Raw genomic sequence first — 26057 nt, 5'->3', positions numbered from 1 at the left:
GCCCGACCCTACGGCACACCCGTCCCGCTCTCCCCTGCCGTTCTGCACCGGCATTCGATTTCGGCACCGGGGTTCGATATTTTGTTCGCCGCCGTCCCCACCGGCTCACCGTTCATTCGATCTCCAGGGAGCCGGCAGTGGAGCCCGAGCCCACCGACGCAGCCGTCACCACGTGCTACCGCCACCCCGAGGTGGAGTCCCACGTGCGCTGCACGCGCTGCGACCGCCACATCTGCCCTTCCTGTATGCGGGAGGCGGCCGTCGGGTACCAGTGCGTCGAGTGCGTGAAGGAGGGGGCGCGCTCGGTCCGGCAGGCCCGCACGCTCGTCGGCGGACGGATCACGAGCACCCCGCTGGTGACGACGGTCCTCGTCGGCCTGAACGTGATCGCGTATCTCGCCGAGCTGGCCCGCCCGGAGCTGGTCGACCGGTTCGCGATGGTGTCCGCCCGCCTGACCGGGCCGGACGGCGGCTTCTACGTCTACCAGCCCGGGCACCCACCCGACTTCCAGCCGTCCGGCCTGGTCGCCGGGGAGTGGGAGCGGTTGCTCACCAGCGGCTTCCTCCATCTGCCGCCGACCGAGGGCACCTTCGGGCTGCTGCACATCGTGCTGAACATGCTCGCGCTGCTGCAGCTCGGAAGGGTCGTCGAGCCCATGCTGGGGCGGCTGCGATTCGTCGCGCTGTATCTGCTGGCGACGCTGGGGGGCTCCGTCTTCGAGCTGATGCTCACCGACGTGAACACGGAGTCGCTGGGCGCGTCCGGCGCGATCTTCGGGCTGGGCGCCGCCTACTACGTGCTGGCCCGCCGGATCGGCGCGGACATGCGGGCCGTCAACCGGTTCATGGTGTTCCTGCTGCTGTGGCTGCTGCTGTCCGCGGGCCTGACCTCCTGGCAGGGCCACCTCGGCGGGCTGCTGACCGGCGCGGCGGTGACCGCCGCCTTCGCCTACGCCCCGCGCGGACCGCGCCGGGTCGCGATCCAGGCGGCCGCGTGCGCGGGCGTCCTCGTCCTGCTGGCCGTGGCCGCGTTCGCCAAGGTCTCCGAGCTGACCGGTGGAGGGATTCCCCAGTGAAGCGTTCCGGCATCCTGATCTTCGCGGCGGCCCCGCTGGCGCTCACCGCGGCGGCGTACCTCCTCATGCCGGCCGACTCCGCCGGGAGCCCGGACTCCCCGGCCGTCACCACCCAGGCGGCGGCCCGGCAGGAGGCCAAGTCCCGTGCGGAGAAGGAGCGGTCGGCGGACGACGAGCTGATCGCGGACCAGCCGCCCGGCCTCGCCGCCCCGGCCATGAAGACCCTGGCCCAGCAGCTGGTGTCCAGCGCCGAGAACTCCACCCTGAACTGGCGCGACACCTTCGGCTACATCGAGGACATCGGCGACGGCCAGGGCTACACGGCGGGCATCATCGGCTTCTGCACCGGCACCAACGACCTGCGCGTCCTGGTCGAGCGCTACACCGCCGACCACCCGGACAACGGTCTCGCGAAGTACCTCCCCGCCCTGCGCGCCGTCGACGGCACCGACTCGCACGAGGGCCTGGACCCCGGCTTCACCGACGCGTGGAAGGCGGAGGCCCGCAAGCCCGAGTTCCAGCAGGCCCAGCTCGCCGAACGCGACCGCGCCTACTTCGAACCGGCCGTGCGCCTCGCCAAGCTCGACGGCCTGGGCACCCTGGGCCAGTTCATCTACTTCGACGCGATGGTCTTCCACGGCCCCGGCATCGACGACGACGGCTTCTACGTGCTGCGCGAACGCGCCCAGCGCGAGGCGGACACCCCCGCCCAGGGCGGCTCCGAGAAGGCGTACCTGGACATCTTCCTCGACATCCGCCGCGCGGCCATGAAGGACAAGCGCACCGGCATCGACACCAGCCGCATCGACACCGCCCAGCGGCAGTTCCTGTACGACGGCAAGCTCGACCTCGAGCCGCCGCTGACGTGGAAGGTGTACGGGGAGACGTACCACCTGCCGTAGCCGCCGGCCCGGACAGTCCGGGCCGTCCGGGACATGCCGACGGCGCCTGCCCGTTCGTCCGGTCGGGGACGAGGCAGACGCCGTCTCGGGGGGTCCGGGGGAAGCCCCCGGATTTCCCGCCCGTACGCCGTTGTACGGGACGTTCTCGGTTGATCCGCGGGATCAGACCGCCAGGGCGCGGTCCGTCGGACGGATCGGGGCCGGCAGCTCGCTGGCGCCGGTCAGGAACCGGTCGCAGCCGCGTGCGGCCGAGCGGCCCTCGGCGATCGCCCACACGATGAGCGACTGGCCGCGGCCCGCGTCACCGGCGACGAACACACCGGGCACGTTGGTCTGGAAGTCGGCGTCGCGGGCGATGTTGCCGCGCTCGTCGAGCTCCAGGCCGAACTGCTCGACCAGGCCGTTCTCCCGGTCGGTGCCGGTGAAGCCCATCGCGAGGGTGACCAGCTGGGCGGGGATCTTGCGCTCGGTGCCCGGCTTCTGCGTCAGCTTGCCGTCGACGAACTCGACCTCGGTGAGGTGCAGCCACTGGACGTTGCCGTCCTCGTCGCCCTCGAAGTGGGTGGTGGAGACGGAGTAGACCCGCTCGCCGCCCTCCTCGTGCGCGGACGTCACCTTGTAGAGCATCGGGAACGTCGGCCACGGCTGGGCGACCGGGTTCCGCTCGTCGCCCGGGCGGGGCATGATCTCCAGCTGCGTCACCGAGGCCGCGCCCTGGCGGTGGGCGGTGCCCACGCAGTCGGCGCCGGTGTCGCCGCCGCCGATGACGACGACGTGCTTGCCCTCGGCGGAGATCGGGGAGGTGACGTAGTCGCCCTCCTGGACCTTGTTCGCCAGCGGCAGGTACTCCATCGCCTGGTAGACGCCCTTCAGCTCCCGGCCGGGGACCGGCAGGTCGCGGGCGGTGGTGGCGCCGGCGGCGATGACGACGGCGTCGTACCGCTTGCGCAGGTCGGTCGCCTTGAGGTCGCGGCCGATCTCGATGCCGGTGCGGAAGCGGGTGCCCTCCGCGCGCATCTGCTCGATACGGCGGTTGATGTGCCGCTTCTCCATCTTGAACTCGGGGATGCCGTAGCGCAGCAGGCCGCCGATGCGGTCGGCGCGCTCGTACACGGCCACCGTGTGGCCGGCCCGGGTCAGCTGCTGGGCGGCGGCCAGGCCCGCCGGGCCCGAGCCGATGACGGCGACGGTCTTGCCGGACAGGCGCTCGGGGATCTGCGGGGCGACGTCCCCGGTCTCCCACGCCTTGTCGATGATGGAGACCTCGACGTTCTTGATGGTGACCGGCGGCTGGTTGATGCCGAGGACACACGCCGACTCGCAGGGCGCGGGGCAGAGGCGACCGGTGAACTCCGGGAAGTTGTTGGTCGCGTGCAGCCGCTCCTGGGCGGCCGCCCAGTCCTCGCGGTAGGCGTAGTCGTTCCACTCGGGGATGAGGTTCCCGAGCGGACAGCCGTTGTGGCAGAACGGGATGCCGCAGTCCATGCAGCGGCTGGCCTGCTTGCTGATGATCGGCAGCAGGGAGCCGGGGACGTAGACCTCGTTCCAGTCCTTCAGACGCACGTCGACCGGACGGGACCGGGCGACCTCGCGGCCGTGGTTCAGAAAGCCCTTGGGATCAGCCATTGGTCGCCGCCTCCATCATCTTCTCGGTGATCTCGGTCTCGGTGAGACCGGCTCGCTCGGCGGCGTCCTTGGCGGCGAGCACTGCCTTGTACGTGCTTGGGATGATCTTGCTGAAGCGGTCCACCGCGGTGTCCCACTCGGCGAGGAGCTTCTCGGCGACCGTGGACCCGGTCTCCTCCCGGTGGCGGCGCACGACGTCGTGCAGCCACTGCTTGTCGGCCTCGTCGAGCGCCTCGACGGCACCCACGTTGCCGGCGTTGACGTTGTCCCGGTCGAGGTCGATCACGTAGGCGACGCCACCGGACATGCCGGCCGCGAAGTTGCGGCCCGTCTCGCCCAGGACCACCGCGTGACCGCCGGTCATGTACTCGCAGCCGTGGTCGCCCACGCCCTCGGAGACGACCAGCGCGCCGGAGTTGCGGACGCAGAACCGCTCGCCGGTCCGGCCGCGCAGGAACAGCTCGCCGCCGGTCGCGCCGTACGCGATCGTGTTGCCCGCGATCGTCGAGTACTCGGCGAGGTGGTCGGCGGCCCGGTCCGGCCGGACCACGATGCGCCCGCCTGACAGGCCCTTGCCGACGTAGTCGTTGGCGTCGCCCTCCAGGCGCAGCGTGACACCGCGCGGGAGGAAGGCGCCGAAGGACTGGCCCGCGGAACCGGTGAAGGTGATGTCGATGGTGTCGTCGGGCAGGCCCGCGCCACCGAACTTCTTCGTCACCTCGTGGCCCAGCATGGTGCCGACGGTGCGGTTGATGTTGCGGACCTTGACCTGGGCGCGCACCGGCTGGGCGTCGTTCGCGGAGTCGGCGGCGAGGGCGTCGGCGGCGAGCTTGACGAGCTCGTTGTCGAGCGCCTTCTCCAGGCCGTGGTCCTGCTCGACCAGCTGGTGGCGCACGGCGCCGGCCGGCAGGTCGGGCACGTGGAACAGCGGCTCCAGGTCCAGGCCCTGCGCCTTCCAGTGGTCGACCGCGCGGGTCACGTCGAGCGCCTCGGCGTGACCGACGGCCTCCTCGATGGAGCGGAAGCCCAGCTCGGCGAGGAGCTCGCGGACCTCTTCGGCGATGTACCGGAAGAAGTTGACGATGTACTCGGCCTTGCCGGCGAAGCGGTCGCGCAGCACCGGGTTCTGGGTGGCGATGCCGACCGGGCAGGTGTCCAGGTGGCAGACGCGCATCATGACGCAGCCGGAGACGACGAGCGGCGCGGTCGCGAAACCGAACTCCTCGGCGCCGAGCAGCGCGGCGATGACGACGTCACGGCCGGTCTTGAGCTGGCCGTCGGTCTGCACGACGATCCGGTCGCGCAGGCCGTTGAGCAGCAGGGTCTGCTGGGTCTCGGCGAGGCCGAGCTCCCAGGGGCCGCCCGCGTGCTTCAGCGAGGTCAGCGGGGAGGCGCCGGTGCCGCCGTCGTGACCGGAGATGAGGACGACGTCCGCGTGCGCCTTGGACACACCGGCCGCGACCGTGCCGACACCGACCTCGGAGACCAGCTTGACGTGAATGCGCGCCTGGGGGTTGGCGTTCTTCAGGTCGTGGATCAGCTGGGCCAGGTCCTCGATGGAGTAGATGTCGTGGTGCGGCGGCGGCGAGATGAGCCCCACGCCCGGCGTCGAGTGACGCGTCTTCGCGACCCACGGGTAGACCTTGTGGCCGGGCAGCTGGCCGCCCTCGCCGGGCTTGGCGCCCTGCGCCATCTTGATCTGGATGTCGTCGGCGTTGACCAGGTACTCGCTCGTCACACCGAAGCGGCCGGAGGCGACCTGCTTGATGGACGACCGGCGCGCCGGGTCGTACAGACGGTCCGGGTCCTCGCCGCCCTCACCGGTGTTGGACTTGCCGCCCAGCTGGTTCATGGCGATGGCGAGGGTCTCGTGCGCCTCCTTGGAGATGGAGCCGTACGACATGGCGCCGGTGGAGAAGCGCTTGACGATCTCGCTGACCGGCTCGACCTCCTCGATCGGGATCGAGGGGCGGTCCGACGTGAAGCCGAACAGGCCGCGCAGCGTCATCAGGCGCTCGGACTGCTCGTTCACGCGCGCGGTGTACTTCTTGAAGATGTCGTAGCGGCCGGTGCGCGTGGAGTGCTGGAGGCGGAAGACCGTCTCCGGGTCGAACAGGTGCGGCTCGCCCTCGCGGCGCCACTGGTACTCGCCGCCGATGTCCAGGGCGCGGTGCGCCGGGGCGATGCCGCTGGCCGGGTAGGCCTTGGCGTGCCGGGCGGCGACCTCCTTGGCGACGACGTCGATGCCGACGCCGCCGATCTTGCTGGTGGTGCCGTTGAAGTACTTCTCGACGAAGGCCGCCTCGAGGCCGACGGCTTCGAAGACCTGGGCGCCGCGGTAGGAGGCGACGGTGGAGATGCCCATCTTGGACATGACCTTGAGCACGCCCTTGCCGAGGGCGTAGATCAGGTTCCGGATGGCCTGCTCGGCCTCGATGCCGGGCAGGAAGGTGCCGGCGCGGACCAGGTCCTCGACCGACTCCATCGCCAGGTAGGGGTTGACGGCGGCGGCGCCGTAGCCGATCAGCAGGGCGACGTGGTGGACCTCGCGGACGTCGCCGGCCTCGACCAGCAGGCCCACGTGGGTGCGCTGCTTGGTGCGGATGAGGTGGTGGTGGACGGCCGCGGTGAGCAGCAGCGACGGGATCGGCGCGTGCTCGGCGTCGGAGTGGCGGTCCGACAGGACGATCAGCCGGGCGCCGTTCTCGATGGCGGCGTCGGCCTCGGCGCAGATCTCCTCGATCCGCGCGGCGAGGGCGTCTCCGCCGCCGGAGACCCGGTACAGGCCGGACAGGGTCGCGGCCTTGAAGCCGGGCATGTCGCCGTCGGCGTTGATGTGGATGAGCTTGGCCAGCTCGTCGTTGTCGATCACCGGGAAGGGCAGGGTGACCGAGCGACAGGAGGCGGCGGTCGGCTCCAGCAGGTTGCCCTGCGGGCCCAGCGAGGAGCGCAGCGAGGTGACGAGTTCCTCGCGGATGGCGTCCAGCGGCGGGTTCGTGACCTGCGCGAACAGCTGGGTGAAGTAGTCGAAGAGCAGCCGGGGGCGGTCGCTCAGCGCGGCGATCGGCGAGTCGGTGCCCATCGAGCCGATCGGCTCGGCGCCGGCCTTGGCCATCGGCGCGAGGATGATGCGCAGTTCTTCCTCGGTGTAGCCGAAGGTCTGCTGGCGGCGGGTGACCGAGGCGTGGGTGTGCACGATGTGCTCACGCTCGGGCAGGTCCGACAGCTCGATCTCGCCGGCCTCCAGCCACTCCGCGTACGGCTGCTCGGTGGCGAGGGCGGCCTTGACCTCGGCGTCCTCGATGATGCGGTGCTCGGCCGTGTCGACGAGGAACATGCGGCCCGGCTGGAGGCGGCCCTTGCGGACGACCTTGGCGGGGTCGATGTCGAGGACGCCGACCTCGGAGCCGAGGACGACGAGGCCGTCGTCGGTGACCCAGTAGCGGCCGGGGCGCAGGCCGTTGCGGTCGAGGACCGCGCCGACCTGGGTGCCGTCGGTGAAGGTGACACAGGCCGGGCCGTCCCAGGGCTCCATCATCGTGGCGTGGAACTGGTAGAAGGCGCGGCGGGCCGGGTCCATGGAGTCGTGGTTCTCCCACGCCTCCGGGATCATCATCAGCACCGAGTGCGGCAGGGAGCGTCCGCCGAGGTGGAGGAGTTCGAGCACCTCGTCGAAGGACGCCGAGTCGGAGGCGTCGGGCGTGCAGACCGGGAAGATCCGCTCGAGGCCGCGGTCGCCGAACAGCTCGGAGACGAGCTGCGACTCGCGGGCCCGCATCCAGTTGCGGTTGCCCTTGACGGTGTTGATCTCACCGTTGTGGGCGACGAAGCGGTAGGGGTGCGCGAGCGGCCACGACGGGAAGGTGTTCGTGGAGAAGCGCGAGTGGACGAGCGCGATGGCCGAGGCGAAGCGGCGGTCGGACAGGTCCGGGAAGAAGGGCTCGAGCTGGCCGGTGGTCAGCATGCCCTTGTAGACGATGGTGCGGGACGACAGCGAGGGGAAGTAGACCCCGGCCTCGCGCTCGGCGCGCTTGCGCAGGACGAACGCCTTGCGGTCGAGCGCGATACCCGTCGAAGGCACCGCGGAGCCGTCCGCGACGAAGATCTGGCGGAAGGCCGGCATCGTCGAGCGGGCGGTGGCGCCGAGCAGTCCGGGGGCCACCGGGACCTCGCGCCAGCCGAGGACGTCGAGGTCCTCCTCGGCGGCGATCGCCTCGATGCGCGCGACGGTGTCCTCGGTGCCGTCCTCCGGCAGGAAGGCGATGCCGACGGCGTAGGCGCCGGCCTGGGGGAGCTCGAACCCGGCGACCTCGCGCAGGAAGGCGTCCGGCACCTGGGAGAGGATGCCCGCGCCGTCACCCGAGTCGGGCTCGGAGCCGGTGGCGCCGCGGTGCTCGAGATTGCGCAGTACGGTCAGCGCCTGCTCGACCAGCGTGTGGCTCGCCTCTCCGGTGAGGGTGGCCACGAAGCCGACGCCGCAGGCGTCGTGCTCGTCGCGGGGGTCGTACATACCCTGCGCAGCAGGGCGAGCATCCATGAAGGACCAGTTCTGGCCGTTCGCGGAGTGCTGGGACGGCTGGCGCGGCGTACGCATCGGCTCTCCCGTCGTCGTCATTTGGCTGGGGATTCCCCGGAAACCGAGCCGGGGAGCAGGTGCAAGGGACGACGTTGGCCCTCTGCGTGATCGCAAAATTTCGTGCAGGTTACATGATGGAACGACTCTCGGGAACCGGGATACTCCGTTCCACCATGCGGACACCACGGCCTGCGACAGGGGTTCCGCGCACGTGGCTCGAAGTATGAGGGTGACCGGACGAAACAGATCCTTGCCCGCCGGTCCACGGGGAGGCGGAAGGGGCGTTGTCGCCCACCCCGCGCGTGCGCCGCAGGCGTCATTGCCCACAGTGCTTACGGGTCATGCCCAGTGGTCACGCTTCCGAAACCAGCGAGTAACGGAAACTTATGCGGTCCCTCGCATATGTTCCAGCCGCGCTATCCTACGGCCGTTCCGAAGAAACCGCCCAGGGCGTACGTCACACCGGCCGCGGCGCCACCCAGGGCGAGCTGCCGCAGACCGCTGTACCACCAGCTGCGCGCCGTCACCTTGGCCACGACCGCGCCGCACAGGAAGAGCCCGAACAGCGCGAGCAGCACCGCCGGCCACAGCGCGGTGGCGCCGAGCAGGTACGGCAGGACCGGCAGCAGGGCGCCCAGGGCGAAGGCACCGAACGACGACACGGCCGCGACCAGCGGCGAGGGCAGGTCGCCCGGGTCGATGCCGAGCTCCTCCCTGGCGTGGATCTCCAGGGCGACCTCGGGGTCGCGGGAGAGCTGTTCGGCGACGGCCCGGGCGAGGTCCGCGTCCACGCCCCGCGCCTCGTAGAGGGCCGCCAGCTCGGCCTCCTCGTCCTTGGGGTGCTTGCTCAGCTCCCGCCGCTCGACGGCCAGTTCGGCCTCGACGAGCTCGCGCTGCGAGGCGACCGAGGTGTACTCGCCGGCCGCCATGGAGAAGGCGCCGGCGGCGAGCCCCGCGAGGCCGCTGAGCACGATGGTCCGATGGCTGACATCACCGCCGGCGACACCGGTCATGAGGGCGAGGTTGGAGACCAGGCCGTCCATCGCGCCGAAGACCGCGGGGCGCAGCCAGCCGCCGTTCACATCGCGGTGGGTGTGGTTGTCGCGGTGCGCCTCGTGCAGCGCGGCCTCGGTCTCGATGATCGCCATGAGATTCCCCCCGGAGGAAGTCAGGTGGTCCGAAAGCCTCGAAGCCCGGAAGTCAGGCAAGGCTGTCTTTAGACGCGTTCTACTCTTCGACAACGCTAAATCTACGCCTCCGCATTCCCTCCCGCCAGCAAGGAAAGGCTGCGCTAACCTGCGCTTTTCCCCGGAAAGCCGCCATGCGGCCGGGGCCTCGGGGGACAGGTCGACCGGGTGACAGTGGCCCGGGTGAGGCTCAGGTCAACCGCCGACGGTGGGACACATCCGCAAAGGGCTCCGCGCCCTGGGCGGAGCCCCCGGAGGAGAGGCCGCGTATGGCATCGATCGCCTGCACCCCCTCGGTTCCGGCGCCCGGTGACGCCGGAGGCCTCCGCGAGCGGGCCCGCGGCGCCCTGCTGGGCCTGGCGGTGGGCGACGCGCTGGGCGCCCCCGCCGAGAACATGAAGCCCTCGGAGATCCGTGCCCGGTGGGGCCGTATCACCGGGTTCGTGGCCGAGCGCCCGTGCGGCACCGACGACACCGAGTACGCGATCTTCTCCGGGCTGCTGCTCGCCCGGCACGGCTCGGCCCTCACCCCGTCCCATGTCGAGGCGGCCTGGCACGAGTGGATCGCGGACCGGGCCGAGGGGCCGTTCCGGGGCGCCGGGTTCAGCGAGCGGGGCACGCTGGAGAATCTGCGCCGCGGCCTCGCCGCCCCCATCTCCGCACAGCACCGGCACGCCTGGAGCGACGGGCTGGCCATGCGGGCGGCGCCGTTCGGCGTGTTCGCCGCGGGCCGCCCGGCGGAGGCGGCCCGGCTGGTCGCGATCGACGGCTCGGTGAGCCACGACGGCGAGGGCATCTACGGCGGCCAGGCCGTGGCGGCCGGCGTGGCCGCCGCCATGGCGGGGGCGCCGACACCGGTGGTGGTGGCCTCCGCGCTGGCCGTGGTCCCGGACGACTCGTGGACGGCCCGTTCCCTGCGCCGGGCCGCCGCGGTCGCCCACGAAGGCGAGCGCGCGGTGCGCTCCGCGGTCGTCATCGGCGGCTACCCGTGGACGGACCTGGCGCCCGAGGCGGTCGCCCTGGCCTTCGGAGCGTACGCGGCGGCCGACGGCGACTTCGTGCAGGCGGTGCTGACGGCGGTGAACATGGGCCGCGACGCGGACACGACGGCCGCGGTCGCGGGGGCGCTGGCCGGAGCGACCCAGGGCGAGCGGGCGATCCCCCCGGACTGGGCGGCCGTGATCGCCCCGGCGCGCGGCAGCTGCCTGCCGTCGATGGCGGGCCACCACGTGCTGGAGGTGGCGGAACTCCTGGTCCCCGGGGACGACCGCAAATGGATCACCGGAGCCCTCACCCCTACCAAGGAGCCCCTCGGATGACACCCCCGACCCCGTGGTCAGAACCCCCCGACGGGGACACGGCCCCACCCACCGCCGGCCCGGCGCTCCTGCCCCCACCCCCCGAGCCCGAGACCGCCGACGGCGGGCCCGCCGGGACGGGGCCACCGGCACCCGCACCCGGCGACGAGAGCCGCGCGGGTGGCGCGGCCGGGAAACTCCCGGCCGCAGGCGAAGCCGCGGCCACCCCCCGGCCGGCGCACCCCACCCGTGCGAACGGGAGACTCCCCGCCGCGGGCGAAGCCGAGGCCACCCCGAGGCACGGCGCCGCGCACCGCGTGCGGGGCCTCCTCCTCGGCCTCGCCGCCGGCGACGCCGCCGGCTGGCCCGCCGCCCGGCACCGCGCCGCCCGTATGCCGGACTGGACGCGTCGGCTGACCCGCGAGCTGGAGACGTTCGCCGAGCAGAACGCGACCACCACCCTCCCGGTGCCGATCGCCCTCAACCAGCCGCCCGAGCCCCTGTGCCTCGGCCCCTCCGACGACGCGGAATGGGCGGCCTTCACCGCCGAGGCCCTGCTGCGGGCCGGCGACGACACCGCCCTCGGCGACCTCAGCCGCGACCGCCGGGTCCGCGCCGCGATCGACCTCACCTGGAACGCCGTCGCCGGCGAGGTCGCCGCCGCGGCGGACCGCGCCCCCGAGGTCGAGTCGGCGGTCCTCCCGCTGCGGGCGCGCATCTCCGTCCGCGCGGGCCTGGGCAACCTCGCCACCGGCCTGCGCCCGCCCGCCACCGGCCACGACAACCCGCACTTCTTCGACGACGCGGCCTGCGTCCGGGCCTGCGTCCTGGCCGTCGCCCACCCCGGCGACCCCCGGCGCGCCGCCGGCCTCGCCGAGTTCGACGCCCGTTACACCCAGGACGGCGACGGCGTCCTCGGCGCGCGGGCGATGGCGGCGGCCGTCTCCCTGGCCCTCACCGGCGCGCCCACCGCGACCTGCGTGGCGGCGGCGCTCGTCGAGCTGCCCGCCGGGACGGAGATCGGCCGCAACGCCCGCCACGCCGTGGACCTCGCGCACGCCGCCGACGGCGCCTTCGCCCTGGTGCCCCTCCTGGAGCACCAGATCGTCGACCACGTCTACAGCTACGGCGTCGCCGCCGCCGAGACCGTGCCGGTCGCCCTCGCCCTCGCCCTCGCGGCGGGCGGCCGTATCGCCGAGGCGGTCCCGGCCGCCGCCTGTCTGTCCCGGGTGGCGGACTCGGCCCCGGCCCTGACCGGGGCGCTCACCGGCGCCCTGGGCGGCGACGCCTGCCTCCCGGCGGCCTGGCGCGACGCCTGCCGCACCCTGTCCGGCTGTGCGCTCCCCCGGCTCACCGGCACCGACCTGGTGGAACTCGCCGACCGCCTGGAAGCCGCACAACCGGACCGACCAGGAGGATGATTCCGGCATGACGCCCAAATCAGAAGAAAGCAGTGGTCCGCGTCTCGACGAACGGATCACCGGCGCCCTGGTGGGCGCGGCGGTCGGCGACGCCCTCGGCGGCCCGGTGGAGGGCTACTCCCCCGACCAGATCCTGGAGCGCCACGGCGGCCGCGTCCACGGCGTCGTCGGCCCCTGGAACGGCGACGACTGGCGCACGGCCCGTCCCATCGCGCCGTACCACAAGGGTGACGGGCACGTCACCGACGACACCTTGATGACGCACGCGCTGGTCCGCGTCTACGCGGCCGTCCGCGACCACCTCGACGCGTACGCGATCGCCGACCACCTGGTCCCGGACCTGATGACGACCCCGCGCTGGATCCCGGAGCTGGAGGCCGAGGCACTCCCCCTGCACCGGGTCTTCCTCGCCGAGAAGTGGCTGGTCGCCCGTCTCCACTACGGCCACGTGGACCCCCGGGAGGCCGGCGTCGGCAACATCGTGAACTGCGGCGCCGCGATGTACATGGCCCCGGTCGGCCTGGTCAACGCGGCCGACCCCCGGGCCGCGTACGCCGAGGCGCTGGACGTCGCGGGCGCCCACCAGTCGTCGTACGGACGCGAGGCGGCGGGTGTGTTCGCGGCGGCGGTGGCCGCGGCCTGCGCCCCCGGCGCGACCCCGGACTCGGTCGTCGGCGCCTGTCTGTCCCTGGCCCGGGACGGCACCCGCGAGGCCATCGAGAAATGCTGCGAGACCGCCGCGGCCCACAGCGACTTCGAGTCGGCGCTGGTCCCGCTGCGCGAGACCGTCGCCCCCTACGACACGGTCGGCCCCGACTACCGCCGGCCCTCACTCGGCGCCCGCCGCCCCTCCCGGCTGCACGCCGTCGAGGAGCTGCCGATCGCCCTGGCCATGGTGCTGGTCGCCGGCGGCGACCACCGCAGGGCGGTGCTCGGCGCGGTGAACTACGGCCGGGACTGCGACTCGATCGCGACGATGGCGGGCGCCGTGACCGGCGCCCTCGGCTCCCCGGTCCCCGACGAGTGGGCGAAGACGGTCGCGGAGGCCAGCCGGCTCGACCTGTGGGAGCCGGCCCGCGTCCTGGCCGACGTGGCCCGCGAGGTGCACGCCCGTGACGTGGCCCGCCGCCGGGCCCACGAGGCGGCGTTCCGCGTCCTGGAGGGCCGGCCGTGCTCCGGCTGACGTGGGTGCAGCCCGAGGACCTGATCGGCCACGAGCTGAGGCAGGCCGCCCTGGACGGCCGGGAGCCCGCGCGGATCGCGGCCCGCTGGGAGGCGGCGGGCGGCCGTACGGCCCCGGTACGGGCGGGCGCCTCGGCGGAGCCGGCGTCCCGGTATCTGCGGACGCTGGCCGAGGACCTGCTGGACGAACTGGCGGACCTGCCCAGCCGGAGCGCCGACCGGGAGCCCACCGACCTCGCCGCCATCAAGGCGCTCTGCCCGGACTGGCCCGCGCCGGCCGTCCCCGCCCCGACCACGCCGGCCCGCCTGGAGGCCGCCTGGCTGGGCCGGGCCGTCGGCTGTCTGCTCGGCAAGCCGGTCGAGAAGCTCCCGCTCGACGCCATCCGCGCGCTCGCCCGGCCGGCCGGCAACTGGCCCCTGCGCGGCTACTTCACCGCCAGGGGCGTCCCGGCGGACCTGCTCGCCGCCCACCCCTGGAACCGCCGCTCCGCCACGACCTCGCTCGCCGAGAACATCGACGGCATGCCCGAGGACGACGACCTCAACTACCCGCTCCTCAACCTCCTCCTGCTCCAGCGGTACGGCCGGGATTTCACCACCGCGGACGTGGCCCGGCTCTGGCTGGACGAGCTGCCCGCGGGCCGTACGTTCACGGCCGAGCGTGTCGCGCTGCGCAACCTCCTCCTCGGTGTCGAGCCGCCGCACACGGCCCGCCACCGCAACCCCTTCCGCGAGTGGATCGGTGCCCTCATCCGGGCCGACGTCCACGGCTGGACCCACCCCGGCGACCCCGGCGCCGCGGCCGGACAGGCCCACCGGGACGCCACCCTCACGCACACCGCCAACGGCGTCTACGCGGCGATGTTCGCGGCAGCGGTCATCGCCCGGGCGGCCCGCGCGACCGGGCCGGAGGACGTCCACGCCTGTCTGCGCGCCGGACTCGCGGTGATCCCGCCGGAGTCCCGGCTGGCCCGGGCGGTGCGGCACGCGACGGCGCTGGCGCGGACGCACGAGGACTTCGACACGGTCGTCGACCTCCTCCACGCCCGGTACGCGCCGGACCACCACTGGGTCCACTCCGTCCCCAACACGGCCCTGACCGTCGCCGCCCTCACCCACGCGGACGGCGACTTCACGGGCTCCGTCTGCCGTGCCGTGTCCGGCGGCTGGGACACCGACTCCAACGGGGCGACGGCGGGCAGCGTCGCCGGTCTCCTCGCCGGCTCCCCCGCCGCCCTGCCCGACCACTGGACCACGCCTCTGAAGAACCGTCTCGCCACCTCCGTCGGCGGCCTCGACGGCACCGGCTTCGACACCCTCGCCCAGCTCACGCACGACCTCGCCCAGGACCTCACCCCCTTGGAGGCCACACGCCCATGACCGACATCGTCGTGCTCGGCAGCACGAACATGGACCTCGTCACCTACGTAGAGAAGGCCCCGCAGCGCGGCGAGACCGTCACCGGCCGGGAGTTCCGCACGATCCCCGGCGGCAAGGGCGCCAACCAGGCGACCGCCGCGGCCCGCGCGGGCGGCGGCGTGCTGATGATCGGCGCCGTCGGCAACGACACGTACGGCACCCAGCTGCGCTCCGCGCTCGAACACTCCGGGGTGGACACCGACGACCTGCGCACGGTCGAGGGCCCCTCGGGCACCGCGCACATCGTCGTGGACGACGAGGGCGGCAACGCGATCGTCGTCATCCCCGGCGCCAACGGCACCCTCGACCACCTGAGCCCCGGCGACGAGGGCGTCATCGCCGCCGCCGACACCCTGCTGCTCCAACTGGAGATCCCGCTGGCCGCCGTGCTCGCGGGCGCCCGCGCGGCCCGCCGCCACGGCGTCCGCACGGTCCTCACCCCGTCGCCCGCCCAGCCGCTCCCCGACGAGCTCCTCGGCGCGATCGACCTGATCGTCCCCAACGAGCACGAGGCCGCCACCCTCACCGGCCGCACCGACCCCCGCGAGGCGGCCGGCGTCCTGCTGGACCTGGTCCCGGAGGTGGTCGTCACCCTGGGCGCGTCCGGCAGCCTGTACGCAGCCCGGGGCGCCGAGCCGCTGACCGTCCCGGCCCCGAAGGTCACCGCCGTCGACTCCACCGGCGCCGGCGACACCTTCGTCGGCGCCCTCGCGGTGGCAATCGGCGAGGGACGCCCGATGCCCGACGCGCTGGCCTGGGCGTCCTGCGCGGCCTCCCTGTCCGTGCAGCGGGCGGGCGCCACGGTGTCGATGCCGTACCGCCCCGAGATCGACGAACGGTACGCGTCATGACCGCGGCGCCCCCGGCACCCCTGGCCGGGCTGCGCGTGCTCGATCTGGCCACCCTGTTCGCCGGACCCCTCGCCGCCACCATGCTCGGCGACTTCGGCGCGGAGGTGATCAAGGTCGAGCACCCGGAGAAACCCGACCCGTCCCGCGGCCACGGCCCCGCCAAGGACGGGGTGGGACTGTGGTGGAAGGTCCTCGGCCGCAACAAGCGCACGATCACCCTGAACCTGTCCCGGCCCGGCGGCCGTGCCACCCTGCTGCGGCTCGCCGCCACCGCGGACGTCGTCATCGAGAACTTCCGCCCCGGCACCCTGGAGAAGTGGGACCTCGGCTGGCCGGAGCTCTCGACCGCCAACCCGCGCCTGGTCCTGACCCGGGTCACCGGCTTCGGGCAGTTCGGCCCGTACTCCCACCGCCCCGGTTTCGGCACCCTGGCCGAGGCGATGAGCGGCTTCGCCGCGCTCACCGGGGAACCCGACGCACCCCCGACGCTGCCGCCCTTCGGCCTGGCCGACTCGATCGCGGGCCTCGCCACCGCGTACGCCGTGATGACGGCCCTCGCGGCCCGCGAGCGCACCGGCGAGGGGCAGGTCGTCGACATGGCCCTCATCGAGCCGATGCTGCTGGCCCTCGGCCCCCAGCCGACCTGGTACGACCAGCTCGGCTACGTCCAGGAACGCACCGGCAACCGGTCCGCCAACAACGCACCGCGCAACACCTACCGCACGGCCGACGGCACCTGGGTCGCCGTCTCCACGTCCGCCCAGTCGATCGCCGAGCGGGTGATGCGGCTCGTGGGACGCCCCGACCTGATCGACGAGCCGTGGTTCGCGACGGGCGTGGACCGGGCCCGGCACGCCGATGTGCTGGACCGGGCGGTCGGCGACTGGATCGCCCGCCACACCCGCGCCGACGTGCTGGCCGCCTTCGAGAAGGCGGAGGCGGCGGTGGCCCCGGTCCAGGACGTCCGGGACGTGATGACCGACCCGCAGTACGCCGCGCTCGACACGGTCACCACCGTCGACGACCCCGAGCTGGGCGCGCTGCGGATGCAGAACGTCCTCTTCCGGCTCTCCGCCACGCCCGGCACGATCCGCTGGGCGGGCCGCCCGCACGGCGCGGACACCGACGAGGTCCTCACCGGTCTCGGCCTGTCCCCCGCCGATCTCGCGGCCCTGCGGGAGGAGGGCGCCCTGTGACCGGCCCGGCGCAGACCAGCCCGTACCCGCTGACCTGGTTGTACGCCCCCGGGGACCGGCCGCGGGTGGTGGCCGGGGCGCTGGCGTCCGGCGCCGACGTCGTCATCGTCGACCTGGAGGACGCGGTGGCCCCGGACCGCAAGGACTACGCACGGGCGGCCACGGCCGAACTGCTTGACGCGCCCGGGCACCCCGTGCCCGTCCACGTCCGGGTGAACGCGCTGGACACCCCGGCGGGGGCGCAGGACCTCGCGGCGCTGGCCGCCCTGCCCGGTCTGGCCGCCCTGCGGCTGCCGAAGGTGACGTCGGCCGACCAGGTCATCCACCTCGCCGAGACCACGCCGGCCGCGGCCCCGGGCACGACCCGGCTGCACGCCCTGCTGGAGTCGGCCCTCGGCATCGAACGCGCGCACACGATCGCGTCCGCGCATCCGGCCCTGCGCGGCATCTCCCTCGGCGAGGCGGATCTACGGGCCGACCTGGGCGTACGGGGCGACGCCGGGCTCGACTGGTGCCGTTCCCGCGTGGTCGTCGCCGCGCGGGCGGCCGGTCTGCCCCCGCCGGCCCAGTCCATCCACCCGGACATCCGCGATCTGGAGGGTCTGGCGGCGTCCTGCGCGCACGGCCGCGCGCTCGGCTTCCTGGGCCGCGCGGCCATCCATCCCCGCCAGCTGCCCGTGATCGAGCGGGCGTATCTGCCCACGGAGCGGGAGCTGGAGCGGGCGGAGACGATCGTCAAGGCGGCGGCGACCGGCCAGGGGGCGCTGGCCCTGCCGGACGGGCGCTTCGTCGACGCGGCGGTGGTGGCGGACGCGCGGCGCACGCTGTCCCTGGCGCGCCGCGCCTGAGACACACGAAGGGCGCCCGGTCGACCGGGCGCCCTTCGTGGTGCGACGGTGCGGGGTCAGCCCTTGCGGGCCGACTCCGCCTCGTCGCGCGACTCCTTCGTGTCCTCGGCAGCGTCCCCGGTCCCGGTCCCGGCGTCCGCCTCGGACGTCTTCGCGCCGTCGGTGTCGGCGTCCGCGTCCGTGTCCGTCTTCTTCTCACCGGACGCGCCGCCCGAGTCGCCGTCGGCCGCACCGGGCTCGACGACGGCCTCACGGCCGGGCCGCTTCCTCGCCGACACCACGATGTAGATCACGGCGAGCAGGAAGACCAGCAGCGCGGTCCAGTTGTTCAGCCGCAGGCCGAGGATGTGGTGGGCGTCGTCGACCCGCATGTACTCGACCCAGAACCGGCCGGCACAGTACGCGGCGACGTACAGGGCGAACGCCCGGCCGTGGCCCATCCTGAAGCGGCGGTCGGCCCAGATCACCAGCACGGCGACGCCGATGCACCACAGGGACTCGTACAGGAACGTCGGGTGGTAGGTGCCCGGCACCCGTCCGTCGGTGGAGGACGTGATCTCCAGCGCCCACGGCACGTCGGTGCGGCGGCCGTACAGCTCCTGGTTGAACCAGTTGCCCCAGCGGCCGAGCGCCTGCGCGAGGGCGATGCCGGGGGCGACGGCGTCGGCGTACGCGGGCAGCGGGATGCCACGGCGGCGGCAGCCGATCCACGCGCCCACCGCGCCGAGCGCGATCGCGCCCCAGATGCCGAGGCCGCCCTCCCAGATCTTGAAGGCGTCCACCCAGTCACGGCCCTCGCTGAAGTACAGCTCGTAGTCCGTGATCACGTGGTAGAGGCGACCGCCGACCAGGCCGAACGGGACGGCCCAGACCGCGATGTCCGCGACCGTGCCGGCGCGCCCGCCCCGGGCGATCCAGCGCTTGTTGCCGAGCCAGACGGCTACGAAGACACCGATGATGATGCAGAAGGCGTAGCCGCGCAGCGGAATGGGTCCGAGGTGGATCACCCCGCGCGACGGGCTGGGAATGTAGGCAAGTTCCATGGCAAGGTCGACGCTACCCTGCCGGGCGGCACCGATGTCGGGCTGCCCGGCTACGGGTCCATAACAGGCCGTGCCCGTACGGGCGCTCAGCCCTTCGCGTTCGCCTCCACCATCTGCCTGAGCTTGGCCGGCGTCATGGTCTGGTCCTGGTAGATGTTCTTGCCGTTGAGCAGCACCGTGGGCGTGCCGCTGAAGCCGCCCGTCTTGAAGGCGTCGTTGGACTTCTCCACCCAGCTGTTGTGGGTGCCGTCCTCGACGCACTTGCGGAAGGCGGGCGTGTCCAGGCCGTCCACCTTGGCCGCGAGCTTCAGCAGCTTGCTGTTCTCCGCGAAGGCGTCGTCGGCCTCCGGCGGCTGGTTGCGGTACAGCACGTCGTGGTACTGGACGAACTTCCCGGCGTCCTGGGCGCAGGCGGCGGCGTTCGCCGCGTTGCGGGAGCCGGTGCCGCCCATGTTGCCGTCGATGATCGTCGCCAGGTGGTACTCGACCTTGAGCTGGCCGGAGTCGGTCAGCCCGCGGATCGTCGAGCGGTAGGCGTCCTCGAAGGACTTGCAGGCCGGGCAGCGGAAGTCCTCCCAGACCGTCAGCGTCGAGGGGGCGCTCTCCTTGCCGACCGGAATGGCGAGCCCGTCCTTGCCCTGGGCTCCGGAGGGGCCGACGACCGGCCCGGCGTCGCTGCCGCTGTCCTTGCCGGCGTTGGCCGCGACGACCCCGATCACGGCGGCGAGGCCCAGCACGCAGACGACGCTCGCGCCCACGATCAGCGTGCGGCGCCGCCGGTCCGCCGCCTTCTGCTTCTCCCGCTCGACCGCCAGCCGCTCCCGGGCGGTCCGCTTTGCGTCACGATTCTTTTCGCTCACAACCGCAGAAACGAACCGAGGAGGCGCACCGCGCCTCCCCGGTCCCAGGTCCACCCGTTCGGGCGACTCGTACGGAAGGCCCTTCTTCCGACGATGTCCCGCGCCCCGCGCGGACACCGGCTACGCCCGCCGGCGCACGCCCTCCGCCAGTTCACCGGCGAGGGCCCGGACGGCCTCGACACCGGCCGCGTCGTCCGGCGCGTCCAGCATCCGCTTGACGAAGGCCGAGCCGACGATCACGCCGTCCGCGAACCCGGCGACCTCGGCCGCCTGGTCGGCGTCGGAGACGCCCAGGCCGACGCAGACGGGCAGATCGGTGCCGGTGGCCCGGGTGCGCTCGACCAGCTCGTGCGCCTGCGCGCCGACGGACGCGCGGGTGCCGGTGACGCCCATCAGGGAGGCGGCGTACACGAAGCCGCTGCCGGCCGCGGTGATCTCGGCGAGCCGCCCGTCCTTGCTGCTCGGCGCCACGACGAACACGGTCGCCAGACCGTGCTTGTCGGCGTGCTCCCGCCACAGCGCCGACTCCTGGACGGGCAGGTCGGGCAGGATGCAGCCGGCGCCGCCCGCCTCGGCCAGCTCGGCGGTGAACCGCTCGACGCCGTAGCGGTCGATGGGGTTCCAGTACGTCATGACGAGGATCGGCTTCCCGGTGGCCGCGTGGGCCTCGCGGACCGTGCGCATCACGTCGGCGATCCGCACCCCGCCGCGCAGGGCGATGTCGTCGGCGGTCTGGATGACCGGGCCGTCGAGCACGGGGTCGCTGTGCGGCAGGCCGACCTCGACGACGTCGGCGCCGCCCTCCAGGGCGGCCTTGACCGCCGCGATGCCGCCGTCCACGGTCGGGAAGCCGGCCGGCAGATAGGCGATCAGCGCGGACCGGCCCTCGGCCTCGGCGGCCGCGAGGGTGTCCGACAGCAGCTGGATGTTCCCGCTCATCGGGCGTCCCCCTCGATCTCGGCGGTGTCGGCGGCGTCGGCCGGGACCTCGGCGTCGGTGCCCTCGTCGTACAGCCCGAAGTAGCGGGCGGCGGTGTCCATGTCCTTGTCGCCCCGGCCGGACAGGTTGACGATGATCAGCCCGTCCTCGCCGAGCTCCTTGCCGACCTCCAGCGCTCCGGCGAGGGCGTGGGCGCTCTCGATGGCCGGGATGATGCCCTCGGTGCGCGACAGCAGGCGCAGGGCCTGCATGGCGGCGTCGTCGGTGACCGCGCGGTACTCGCCGCGTCCGCTGTCCTTCAGGTAGGAGTGCTCGGGGCCGATGCCCGGGTAGTCCAGGCCGGCCGAGATGGAGTACGGCTCGGTGATCTGGCCCTCGTCGTCCTGGAGGACGTAGGAGCGGGAGCCGTGCAGGATGCCGGGCTCGCCGGCGGTGAGGGTGGCCGCGTGCTCGCCGGTCTCCACGCCGTGTCCGGCCGGCTCGCAGCCGATCAGGCGGACGGAGGCGTCCGGGATGAAGGCGTGGAAGAGGCCGATGGCGTTGGAGCCGCCGCCGACGCAGGCGATGGCCGCGTCGGGCAGGCGTCCGGCGCGCTCCAGGATCTGGCGGCGGGCCTCGACCCCGATGACCCGGTGGAAGTCGCGGACCATGGCGGGGAAGGGGTGCGGACCGGCGACCGTGCCGAACAGGTAGTGGGTGCGGTCGACGTTGGCGACCCAGTCGCGGAACGCCTCGTTGATGGCGTCCTTCAGGGTGCGGCTGCCGGACTTCACGGCGATGACCTCGGCGCCGAGCATGCGCATCCGGGCCACGTTGAGCGCCTGGCGCTGGGTGTCGATCTCACCCATGTAGATCGTGCAGTCGAGGCCGAACAGGGCGCAGGCCGTCGCGGTCGCGACGCCGTGCTGGCCCGCGCCGGTCTCGGCGATGACCCGGGTCTTGCCCATGCGCTTGGTGAGCAGGGCCTGGCCCAGCACGTTGTTGATCTTGTGCGAGCCGGTGTGGTTGAGGTCCTCGCGCTTGAGGAAGACGCGGGCGCCGCCCGCCTCCGCGGCGAACCGCGGGACCTCGGTCAGCGCGCTGGGACGGCCGGTGTAGTGCACCAGCAGATCGTCGAGCTCACGGGCGAACTCGGGGTCGTGCTTGGCCTTGTCGTACTCGACGGCCACCTCGTCCACGGCGGCGACGAGGGCCTCCGGGATGAACTTGCCGCCGAACGCGCCGAAGTAGCCCTCGGGGCTGGGGACCTGACCGTCCGGGTCGGGGATGAAGAAGTCGCTGGGCATGCGGAAACCTCACGGTGAGTGGTGTGTGAACAGCACTGATCGCCGTGGGGGCGGGGACGGTCAGCCGACCTCGACGCCATCGTGGCCGGTCGCGCCCGCGCGGCGGTCGCCGCACGTCGAACGGAGCCCCGCGCCCCTGACGGGGCGCTGCCATCGGCGGCCGTTGACCTGCCCGGGCTCGTCTCCGATGACGTAGCGCACACGACGGCCGTGGACCCGGCGGGCGGGCGCGCGGCAGCCACGGGGGCGGCAGCCGCGCGCGAGGCGGGCGTACCGGTCCGTGGTGGTGGTCGTGGGCGTCATCGGGGCGATCCTATCGGTGCTCAGCCGCGGCCGTGCCGGAGTGCCGGGTGCTCGCCCGCCGCCACCAGGTCGGAGACCGCGGTCTTCGGGTCCTTGCCGGTGACCAGGGACTCGCCGACCAGGACCGCGTCGGCGCCGGCGTTGGCGTACGCGATGAGGTCGTGCGGGCCGCGGACGCCGGACTCGGCGACCTTGACGAGGGTGTCCGGGATCTCGGGCGCGAGACGCTCGAAGGTGCCCCGGTCGACCTCCAGGGTCTTCAGGTTGCGGGCGTTGACACCGATGATCCTGGCGCCGGCGTCGACCGCGCGGTCGACCTCGTCCTCGTCGTGCACCTCGACGAGCGGGGTGAGCCCGATGGACTCGGCGCGCTCGATGAGGGACTCCAGGGCGGACTGGTCGAGGGCCGCGACGATCAGCAGGGCGAGGTCGGCGCCGTACGCGCGGGCCTCCCACAGCTGGTACGAGGTGACGATGAAGTCCTTGCGCAGGACCGGGATGTCCACGCGGGCGCGGACGGCCTCCAGGTCGGCCAGCGAACCGCCGAAGCGGCGCTGCTCGGTGAGGACGGAGATGACGGCCGCGCCGCCCGCCTCGTAGTCCGCGGCGAGCCCGGCCGGGTCGGCGATGGCGGCCAGCGCGCCCTTGGACGGGCTGGAGCGCTTGACCTCGCAGATGACCTTGACGCCGTCGCCGCGGAGCGCCGCGACACCGTCCTTGGCCGCGGGGGCCTTCGCCGCGCGCTCCTTGAGCTCGTCGAGGCTGACGCGCGCCTGCCGCTCCGCGAGGTCGGCACGGACTCCGTCGATGATCTCGTCGAGCACACTCACGCGAGCGGCCCCCTTCCAGACGGTTGGCTGAGAAAGCGGTTCAAAACCGATGGTCACTGCGATGGTATCCGGAGGCGGGCCGAGCCCCCGCATCCGGTTGACGCCGGTCCCAGTACCTGGACGCCCACCGGTTGATCAAGGGTGCAGCAGGCCACCGAACGGCGAGTTCCGGACAACGGTGAAAACCAGGGTCAGGGCGCCCACCGCCCACAGGTGCGCCGGCGCGAGGTCGATCCGCAGCGGGCGGCCCCGAACGGAACGGATCACCCAGACGGTCCACAGCACGGCGAAGAGCGCGTAGCCGGCCACCGCGAGCGCGTTGTCCTGGAGCGCCGCCGCGAGGTCGCCGTGCACGACGGCGTGCGCGCTGCGCAGCCCGCCGCAGCCCGGGCAGAAGATCCCGGTGTACTCCAGGAGGGGGCAGGCGGGGTAGTGGCCCGGTCGACCGGGGTCGACCGCGCCGACGTAGGCGAAGGCCCCGGCGACGGCCGCGAGCACGCCCGCCGGGACGGCCACGCGGCGGGCGAGGGCGGCCGCGCCGGTCGCCGGCGTCCTGCGGCTGTCGGTGTCCACGTCGAGCATTGTGCCCCGGACGGGCGGGAGGGGCGCCCCCGGGCACTCCATCGGTGCCGGGTCGCCCCTCGGTGCGTCACGCGGTGCTCAGCCCTTGGCGCCGGCCGCCTGGCGCTCCTCCGTGGTGAGGTGCGGCTCGTGGACGTCCTTGGGCTGGCCGAGCCCCATGGAGCTCATGAGCCAGCCGACGATGCCGCCGAGGATCACGACGCCCATACCGGCCCAGAAACCCGCCGGCTGGGCCATCACCATGAAGGCGCCCGCCACGCAGAACCCGATGAAGGCGATCGTGACACCGGTCCAGGCGGCCAAAGTGTGACCGTGGCTGTTGCCCGCCATTGCTTGCTCCTCGTTGCTGTGTACGTGTCGTACGTGGGGTGAGCCGGTCGCTCCCCGTCATTGTCCCGCACGCGCGCGCGTGCGGTCATCGGGGGTCGCGGCGGCGGACGTCAGGCTCCGGTGGGGTCCTCGCCCCGGTCGAGAGCCTTCCAGATCTCCTCGGGACGGTCGGGGTCGGCGGGGCGGGCCGTGCGGCGCGGGCGCGGTGCGCCGTTCCGCTCGTAGCGGCCGGACATGCCGGGCCAGATCCGGCCGTAGCGCAGGGCCAGGAGTCCGGCGAGCAGGATCAGGGCGCCGCCGGCCGCGGCGGCGTACGGCCAGGCGGTGTGGGTGAGGGACTCGACGGTGGCGGCGGTGTCGCCGGAGGCCCGGGCGGCCTGCTCGTCCAGCGCGGAGCTGTCCGAGGCGCCCAGCAGGGCGGCGGCGACGGTACCGGCGCCGGAGAGCGCGAGCAGGGCGGCGACCAGGACGCGGCCGGCCCGGCGCACGGCGAAGACGGCGACGAGCGCGGCCAGCCCGACTATCGCCAGGGCCGCGGGGACGCCGGTGACGTCGCTGCCCTTGGCGGTGAGGGGGAAGGAGCCGCCGGCCACCGCGGCGGTGCCCTCCGACCAGCGCTGCCGGGTGGCGAGCAGGGCCACGGCCGCGCCGAGCGCCCCGCTCAGCAGGGCGAGGGCCAGACTCAGACGGCCCGCGCGGGCGGAGCCCGGGGCTTCGGAACGGGGGTGAGGAACAGCAGTCACGTACTCCACTATCACCCGAACCCCGCCCGGCTGGGGACCCGGGGTTCGGGTGACCGGCGCCACGTGGCCGCCCGGGGGCTCAGGACAGCCGGTTCGCGGTGTGGACGGCGCGCAGGACGGCGGCCGCCTTGTTGCGGCACTCGGTGTCCTCGGCGACGGGGTCGGAGTCGGCGACGATGCCCGCGCCGGCCTGGACGTAGGCGGTGCCGTCGCGCAGCAGGGCCGTGCGGATGGCGATGGCGGTGTCGGAGTCGCCGGCGAAGTCGAGGTAGCCGACGCAGCCGCCGTACAGGCCGCGCCGGGACGGTTCGAGTTCGTCGATGATCTGCATCGCGCGGGGCTTGGGCGCGCCGGAGAGGGTGCCGGCCGGGAAGCAGGCCGTCAGCACGTCGAAGGCGGTGCGGCCCGGCGCGACGCGACCGGTGACCGTCGAGACGATGTGCATGACGTGGGAGTAGCGCTCGACGGACATGAAGTCGACGACCTCGACGGAACCGGGCTCGCAGACCCGTCCGAGGTCGTTGCGCCCCAGGTCGACCAGCATCAGGTGCTCGGCGCGCTCCTTTGGGTCCGCGAGCAGTTCGTCGGCGAGGGCCTGGTCCTCCTGCGGGGTCGCCCCCCGCCACCGGGTCCCGGCGATCGGGTGCACCATGGCCCGGCCGTCCTCGACCTTGACGAGGGCTTCCGGCGAGGAGCCGACGACATCGAACCCGTCGAAGCGGAACAGGTACATGTACGGCGACGGGTTGGTCGCCCGGAGCACCCGGTACACGTCCAGGGCGCTCGCGGTGCACGGCGTCTCGAAGCGCTGGGAGGGGACGACCTGGAACGCCTCGCCGGCCCGGATGCGCTCCTTGATGTCCTCGACGGCGGCCTGGAAGTCCTCGCCGCCCCACAGCGCGGTGTACTCGGGCAGCTCCGAGGGCGGCAGGACGGCGGGCGGCTGGGCGACCGGGCGGGTGAGGTCCGCCTGCATGGCGTCCAGCCGGGCGACAGCGTCGGCGTACGCCTCGTCGACGCCGGTGTCGAGGTCGTTGTGGTTGATCGCGTTGGCGATCAGCAGGACCGAGCCCTCCCAGTGGTCCATGACGGCGAGGTCGCTGGTGAGCAGCATGGTCAGCTCGGGCAGCCGCAGGTCGTCGCGTTCGCCGGGGCCGATCTTCTCCAGGCGGCGCACGATGTCGTAGCCGAGGTAGCCGACCATGCCGCCGGTGAACGGCGGCAGGCCCTCCTGGTGAGGGGTGTGCAGGGTCTCGGCGGTGGCGCGCAGGGCGGCGAGCGGGTCGCCGTCCACGGGGACGCCGACCGGCGGGGTGCCGAGCCAGTGGGTCCGGCCGTCGCGCTCGGTGAGCGTGGCCGCGGAGCGCACGCCCACGAAGGAGTACCGGGACCAGGAGCGGCCGTTCTCCGCGGACTCCAGCAGGAAGGTGCCGGGGCGTTCGGCGGCCAGCTTGCGGTAGAGCGCGACGGGGGTGTCGCCGTCGGCGAGGAGCTTGCGGGTGACCGGGACGACCCGTCGGTCGGTGGCCAGCTTGCGGAACGTCTCGAGGTCCATGGCC

22 protein-coding genes are annotated in these 26057 nt (G+C 73.3%); 9 read left to right on the top strand and 13 right to left on the bottom strand.

What is annotated here, in order from left to right:
- The first annotated feature begins 137 nt into the window (after positions 1-137).
- Positions 138-1076 (top strand): rhomboid family intramembrane serine protease, encoded by a 939-nt coding sequence (locus tag ABZ899_RS08950; protein ID WP_361342879.1) that lies wholly within the window; start codon positions 138-140, stop codon positions 1074-1076.
- Complete coding sequence (locus ABZ899_RS08945) at positions 1073-1978, top strand: chitosanase (protein ID WP_361342878.1); 906 nt, start codon at positions 1073-1075, stop codon at positions 1976-1978. The genes ABZ899_RS08950 and ABZ899_RS08945 overlap by 4 nt, the downstream gene beginning before the upstream one ends.
- Positions 1979-2140: 162 nt before the next feature.
- Here ABZ899_RS08945 and ABZ899_RS08940 read toward each other — a convergent pair whose 3' ends face one another.
- The 3 genes from ABZ899_RS08940 to ABZ899_RS08930 all read right to left on the bottom strand — a co-directional run bounded on the left by ABZ899_RS08940 (position 2141) and on the right by ABZ899_RS08930 (position 9328).
- Positions 2141-3604, bottom strand: coding sequence for a glutamate synthase subunit beta (locus ABZ899_RS08940; RefSeq protein ID WP_361342875.1), 1464 nt, complete (start codon positions 3602-3604; stop codon positions 2141-2143).
- Entirely contained in the window at positions 3597-8198 is a 4602-nt protein-coding gene (gene gltB / locus ABZ899_RS08935; protein WP_361343553.1) for a glutamate synthase large subunit, read from the bottom strand. The genes ABZ899_RS08940 and gltB overlap by 8 nt, the downstream gene beginning before the upstream one ends.
- A 398-nt stretch (positions 8199-8596) precedes the next feature.
- On the bottom strand, positions 8597-9328 hold the full coding sequence (locus ABZ899_RS08930) for a VIT1/CCC1 transporter family protein (RefSeq protein WP_361342872.1): 732 nt from the start codon (positions 9326-9328) through the stop codon (positions 8597-8599).
- A gap of 308 nt (positions 9329-9636) precedes the next feature.
- Between ABZ899_RS08930 and ABZ899_RS08925 the strand changes: the two genes are divergently transcribed.
- The 7 genes from ABZ899_RS08925 to ABZ899_RS08895 are packed head-to-tail and all read left to right on the top strand — an operon-like array spanning position 9637 to position 17582.
- Positions 9637-10686, top strand: a complete 1050-nt coding sequence (locus ABZ899_RS08925) for an ADP-ribosylglycohydrolase family protein (protein WP_361342869.1) — start codon at positions 9637-9639, stop codon at positions 10684-10686.
- A complete protein-coding gene (locus ABZ899_RS08920) occupies positions 10683-12086 on the top strand; it encodes an ADP-ribosylglycohydrolase family protein (protein WP_361342867.1) in 1404 nt (467 codons plus the stop codon). Before ABZ899_RS08925 ends, ABZ899_RS08920 begins: the two co-directional genes overlap by 4 nt.
- Positions 12087-12093: 7 nt before the next feature.
- Positions 12094-13269, top strand: coding sequence for an ADP-ribosylglycohydrolase family protein (locus ABZ899_RS08915; protein ID WP_361342864.1), 1176 nt, complete (start codon positions 12094-12096; stop codon positions 13267-13269).
- Entirely contained in the window at positions 13257-14648 is a 1392-nt protein-coding gene (locus ABZ899_RS08910; RefSeq protein ID WP_361342862.1) for an ADP-ribosylglycohydrolase family protein, read from the top strand. The genes ABZ899_RS08915 and ABZ899_RS08910 overlap by 13 nt, the downstream gene beginning before the upstream one ends.
- Positions 14645-15538, top strand: coding sequence for a ribokinase (gene rbsK / locus ABZ899_RS08905; protein ID WP_361342859.1), 894 nt, complete (start codon positions 14645-14647; stop codon positions 15536-15538). Before ABZ899_RS08910 ends, rbsK begins: the two co-directional genes overlap by 4 nt.
- Positions 15535-16734, top strand: a complete 1200-nt coding sequence (locus tag ABZ899_RS08900; RefSeq protein WP_361342856.1) for a CoA transferase — start codon at positions 15535-15537, stop codon at positions 16732-16734. The genes rbsK and ABZ899_RS08900 overlap by 4 nt, the downstream gene beginning before the upstream one ends.
- Positions 16731-17582, top strand: a complete 852-nt coding sequence (locus tag ABZ899_RS08895; protein WP_361342854.1) for a CoA ester lyase — start codon at positions 16731-16733, stop codon at positions 17580-17582. The genes ABZ899_RS08900 and ABZ899_RS08895 overlap by 4 nt, the downstream gene beginning before the upstream one ends.
- A 56-nt stretch (positions 17583-17638) precedes the next feature.
- On the opposite strand, the gene lgt is transcribed toward ABZ899_RS08895, so the two are convergent.
- From lgt to ABZ899_RS08845, 10 genes are all read right to left on the bottom strand, one after another.
- Entirely contained in the window at positions 17639-18625 is a 987-nt protein-coding gene (gene lgt, locus ABZ899_RS08890) for a prolipoprotein diacylglyceryl transferase (protein WP_361342852.1), read from the bottom strand.
- 86 nt (positions 18626-18711) lie between these two features.
- Positions 18712-19485: a thioredoxin domain-containing protein gene (locus ABZ899_RS08885; RefSeq protein WP_361342850.1), complete on the bottom strand. Its 774-nt coding sequence runs from the start codon at positions 19483-19485 to the stop codon at positions 18712-18714.
- A gap of 120 nt (positions 19486-19605) precedes the next feature.
- Positions 19606-20424, bottom strand: coding sequence for a tryptophan synthase subunit alpha (gene trpA / locus ABZ899_RS08880; protein ID WP_361342847.1), 819 nt, complete (start codon positions 20422-20424; stop codon positions 19606-19608).
- Positions 20421-21710 (bottom strand): tryptophan synthase subunit beta, encoded by a 1290-nt coding sequence (gene trpB, locus ABZ899_RS08875; protein WP_361342844.1) that lies wholly within the window; start codon positions 21708-21710, stop codon positions 20421-20423. The genes trpA and trpB overlap by 4 nt, the downstream gene beginning before the upstream one ends.
- Positions 21711-21770: 60 nt before the next feature.
- Positions 21771-22013 carry a tryptophan synthase subunit(beta) gene (locus tag ABZ899_RS08870; protein ID WP_361342841.1) on the bottom strand — a complete coding sequence of 81 codons (243 nt, stop codon included), beginning with the start codon at positions 22011-22013 and terminating at the stop codon, positions 21771-21773.
- 20 nt (positions 22014-22033) lie between these two features.
- Complete coding sequence (trpC, locus tag ABZ899_RS08865; RefSeq protein ID WP_361342838.1) at positions 22034-22843, bottom strand: indole-3-glycerol phosphate synthase TrpC; 810 nt, start codon at positions 22841-22843, stop codon at positions 22034-22036.
- A gap of 135 nt (positions 22844-22978) precedes the next feature.
- Complete coding sequence (locus ABZ899_RS08860) at positions 22979-23425, bottom strand: DUF2752 domain-containing protein (protein WP_361342837.1); 447 nt, start codon at positions 23423-23425, stop codon at positions 22979-22981.
- A gap of 78 nt (positions 23426-23503) precedes the next feature.
- On the bottom strand, positions 23504-23755 hold the full coding sequence (locus ABZ899_RS08855; RefSeq protein WP_361342834.1) for an HGxxPAAW family protein: 252 nt from the start codon (positions 23753-23755) through the stop codon (positions 23504-23506).
- Positions 23756-23865: 110 nt separating this feature from the next.
- The gene (locus ABZ899_RS08850) at positions 23866-24507 is read right to left on the bottom strand and encodes a TIGR02234 family membrane protein (RefSeq protein WP_361342832.1); all 642 of its coding nucleotides are present in this window, start codon (positions 24505-24507) and stop codon (positions 23866-23868) included.
- 70 nt (positions 24508-24577) lie between these two features.
- Positions 24578-26053, bottom strand: coding sequence for an anthranilate synthase component I (locus ABZ899_RS08845; RefSeq protein ID WP_361342830.1), 1476 nt, complete (start codon positions 26051-26053; stop codon positions 24578-24580).
- Positions 26054-26057 lie beyond the last annotated feature (4 nt).

Origin of the sequence: Streptomyces sp. NPDC046859, assembly GCF_040645135.1 — a bacterium.
Lineage (GTDB): Bacteria > Actinomycetota > Actinomycetes > Streptomycetales > Streptomycetaceae > Streptomyces.
The sequence above is the reverse complement of the archived record's forward strand: the minus strand, read 5'-3'. Positions and strand labels throughout refer to the sequence as shown.

What these genes read in the sequence shown, in the direction of transcription:
- ABZ899_RS08940 (WP_361342875.1), bottom strand. Translation starts at nt 3,604, where the DNA reads ATGGCTGATCCCAAGGGCTTTCTGAACCACGGCCGCGAGGTCGCCCGG.
- gltB (WP_361343553.1), bottom strand. Translation starts at nt 8,198, where the DNA reads ATGCGTACGCCGCGCCAGCCGTCCCAGCACTCCGCGAACGGCCAGAAC.
- ABZ899_RS08930 (WP_361342872.1), bottom strand. Translation starts at nt 9,328, where the DNA reads ATGGCGATCATCGAGACCGAGGCCGCGCTGCACGAGGCGCACCGCGAC.
- ABZ899_RS08925 (WP_361342869.1), top strand. Translation starts at nt 9,637, where the DNA reads ATGGCATCGATCGCCTGCACCCCCTCGGTTCCGGCGCCCGGTGACGCC.
- ABZ899_RS08920 (WP_361342867.1), top strand. Translation starts at nt 10,683, where the DNA reads ATGACACCCCCGACCCCGTGGTCAGAACCCCCCGACGGGGACACGGCC.
- ABZ899_RS08915 (WP_361342864.1), top strand. Translation starts at nt 12,094, where the DNA reads ATGACGCCCAAATCAGAAGAAAGCAGTGGTCCGCGTCTCGACGAACGG.
- rbsK (WP_361342859.1), top strand. Translation starts at nt 14,645, where the DNA reads ATGACCGACATCGTCGTGCTCGGCAGCACGAACATGGACCTCGTCACC.
- ABZ899_RS08900 (WP_361342856.1), top strand. Translation starts at nt 15,535, where the DNA reads ATGACCGCGGCGCCCCCGGCACCCCTGGCCGGGCTGCGCGTGCTCGAT.
- lgt (WP_361342852.1), bottom strand. Translation starts at nt 18,625, where the DNA reads ATGGAACTTGCCTACATTCCCAGCCCGTCGCGCGGGGTGATCCACCTC.
- trpA (WP_361342847.1), bottom strand. Translation starts at nt 20,424, where the DNA reads ATGAGCGGGAACATCCAGCTGCTGTCGGACACCCTCGCGGCCGCCGAG.
- trpB (WP_361342844.1), bottom strand. Translation starts at nt 21,710, where the DNA reads ATGCCCAGCGACTTCTTCATCCCCGACCCGGACGGTCAGGTCCCCAGC.
- ABZ899_RS08870 (WP_361342841.1), bottom strand. Translation starts at nt 22,013, where the DNA reads ATGACGCCCACGACCACCACCACGGACCGGTACGCCCGCCTCGCGCGC.
- ABZ899_RS08860 (WP_361342837.1), bottom strand. Translation starts at nt 23,425, where the DNA reads ATGCTCGACGTGGACACCGACAGCCGCAGGACGCCGGCGACCGGCGCG.
- ABZ899_RS08855 (WP_361342834.1), bottom strand. Translation starts at nt 23,755, where the DNA reads ATGGCGGGCAACAGCCACGGTCACACTTTGGCCGCCTGGACCGGTGTC.
- ABZ899_RS08845 (WP_361342830.1), bottom strand. Translation starts at nt 26,053, where the DNA reads ATGGACCTCGAGACGTTCCGCAAGCTGGCCACCGACCGACGGGTCGTC.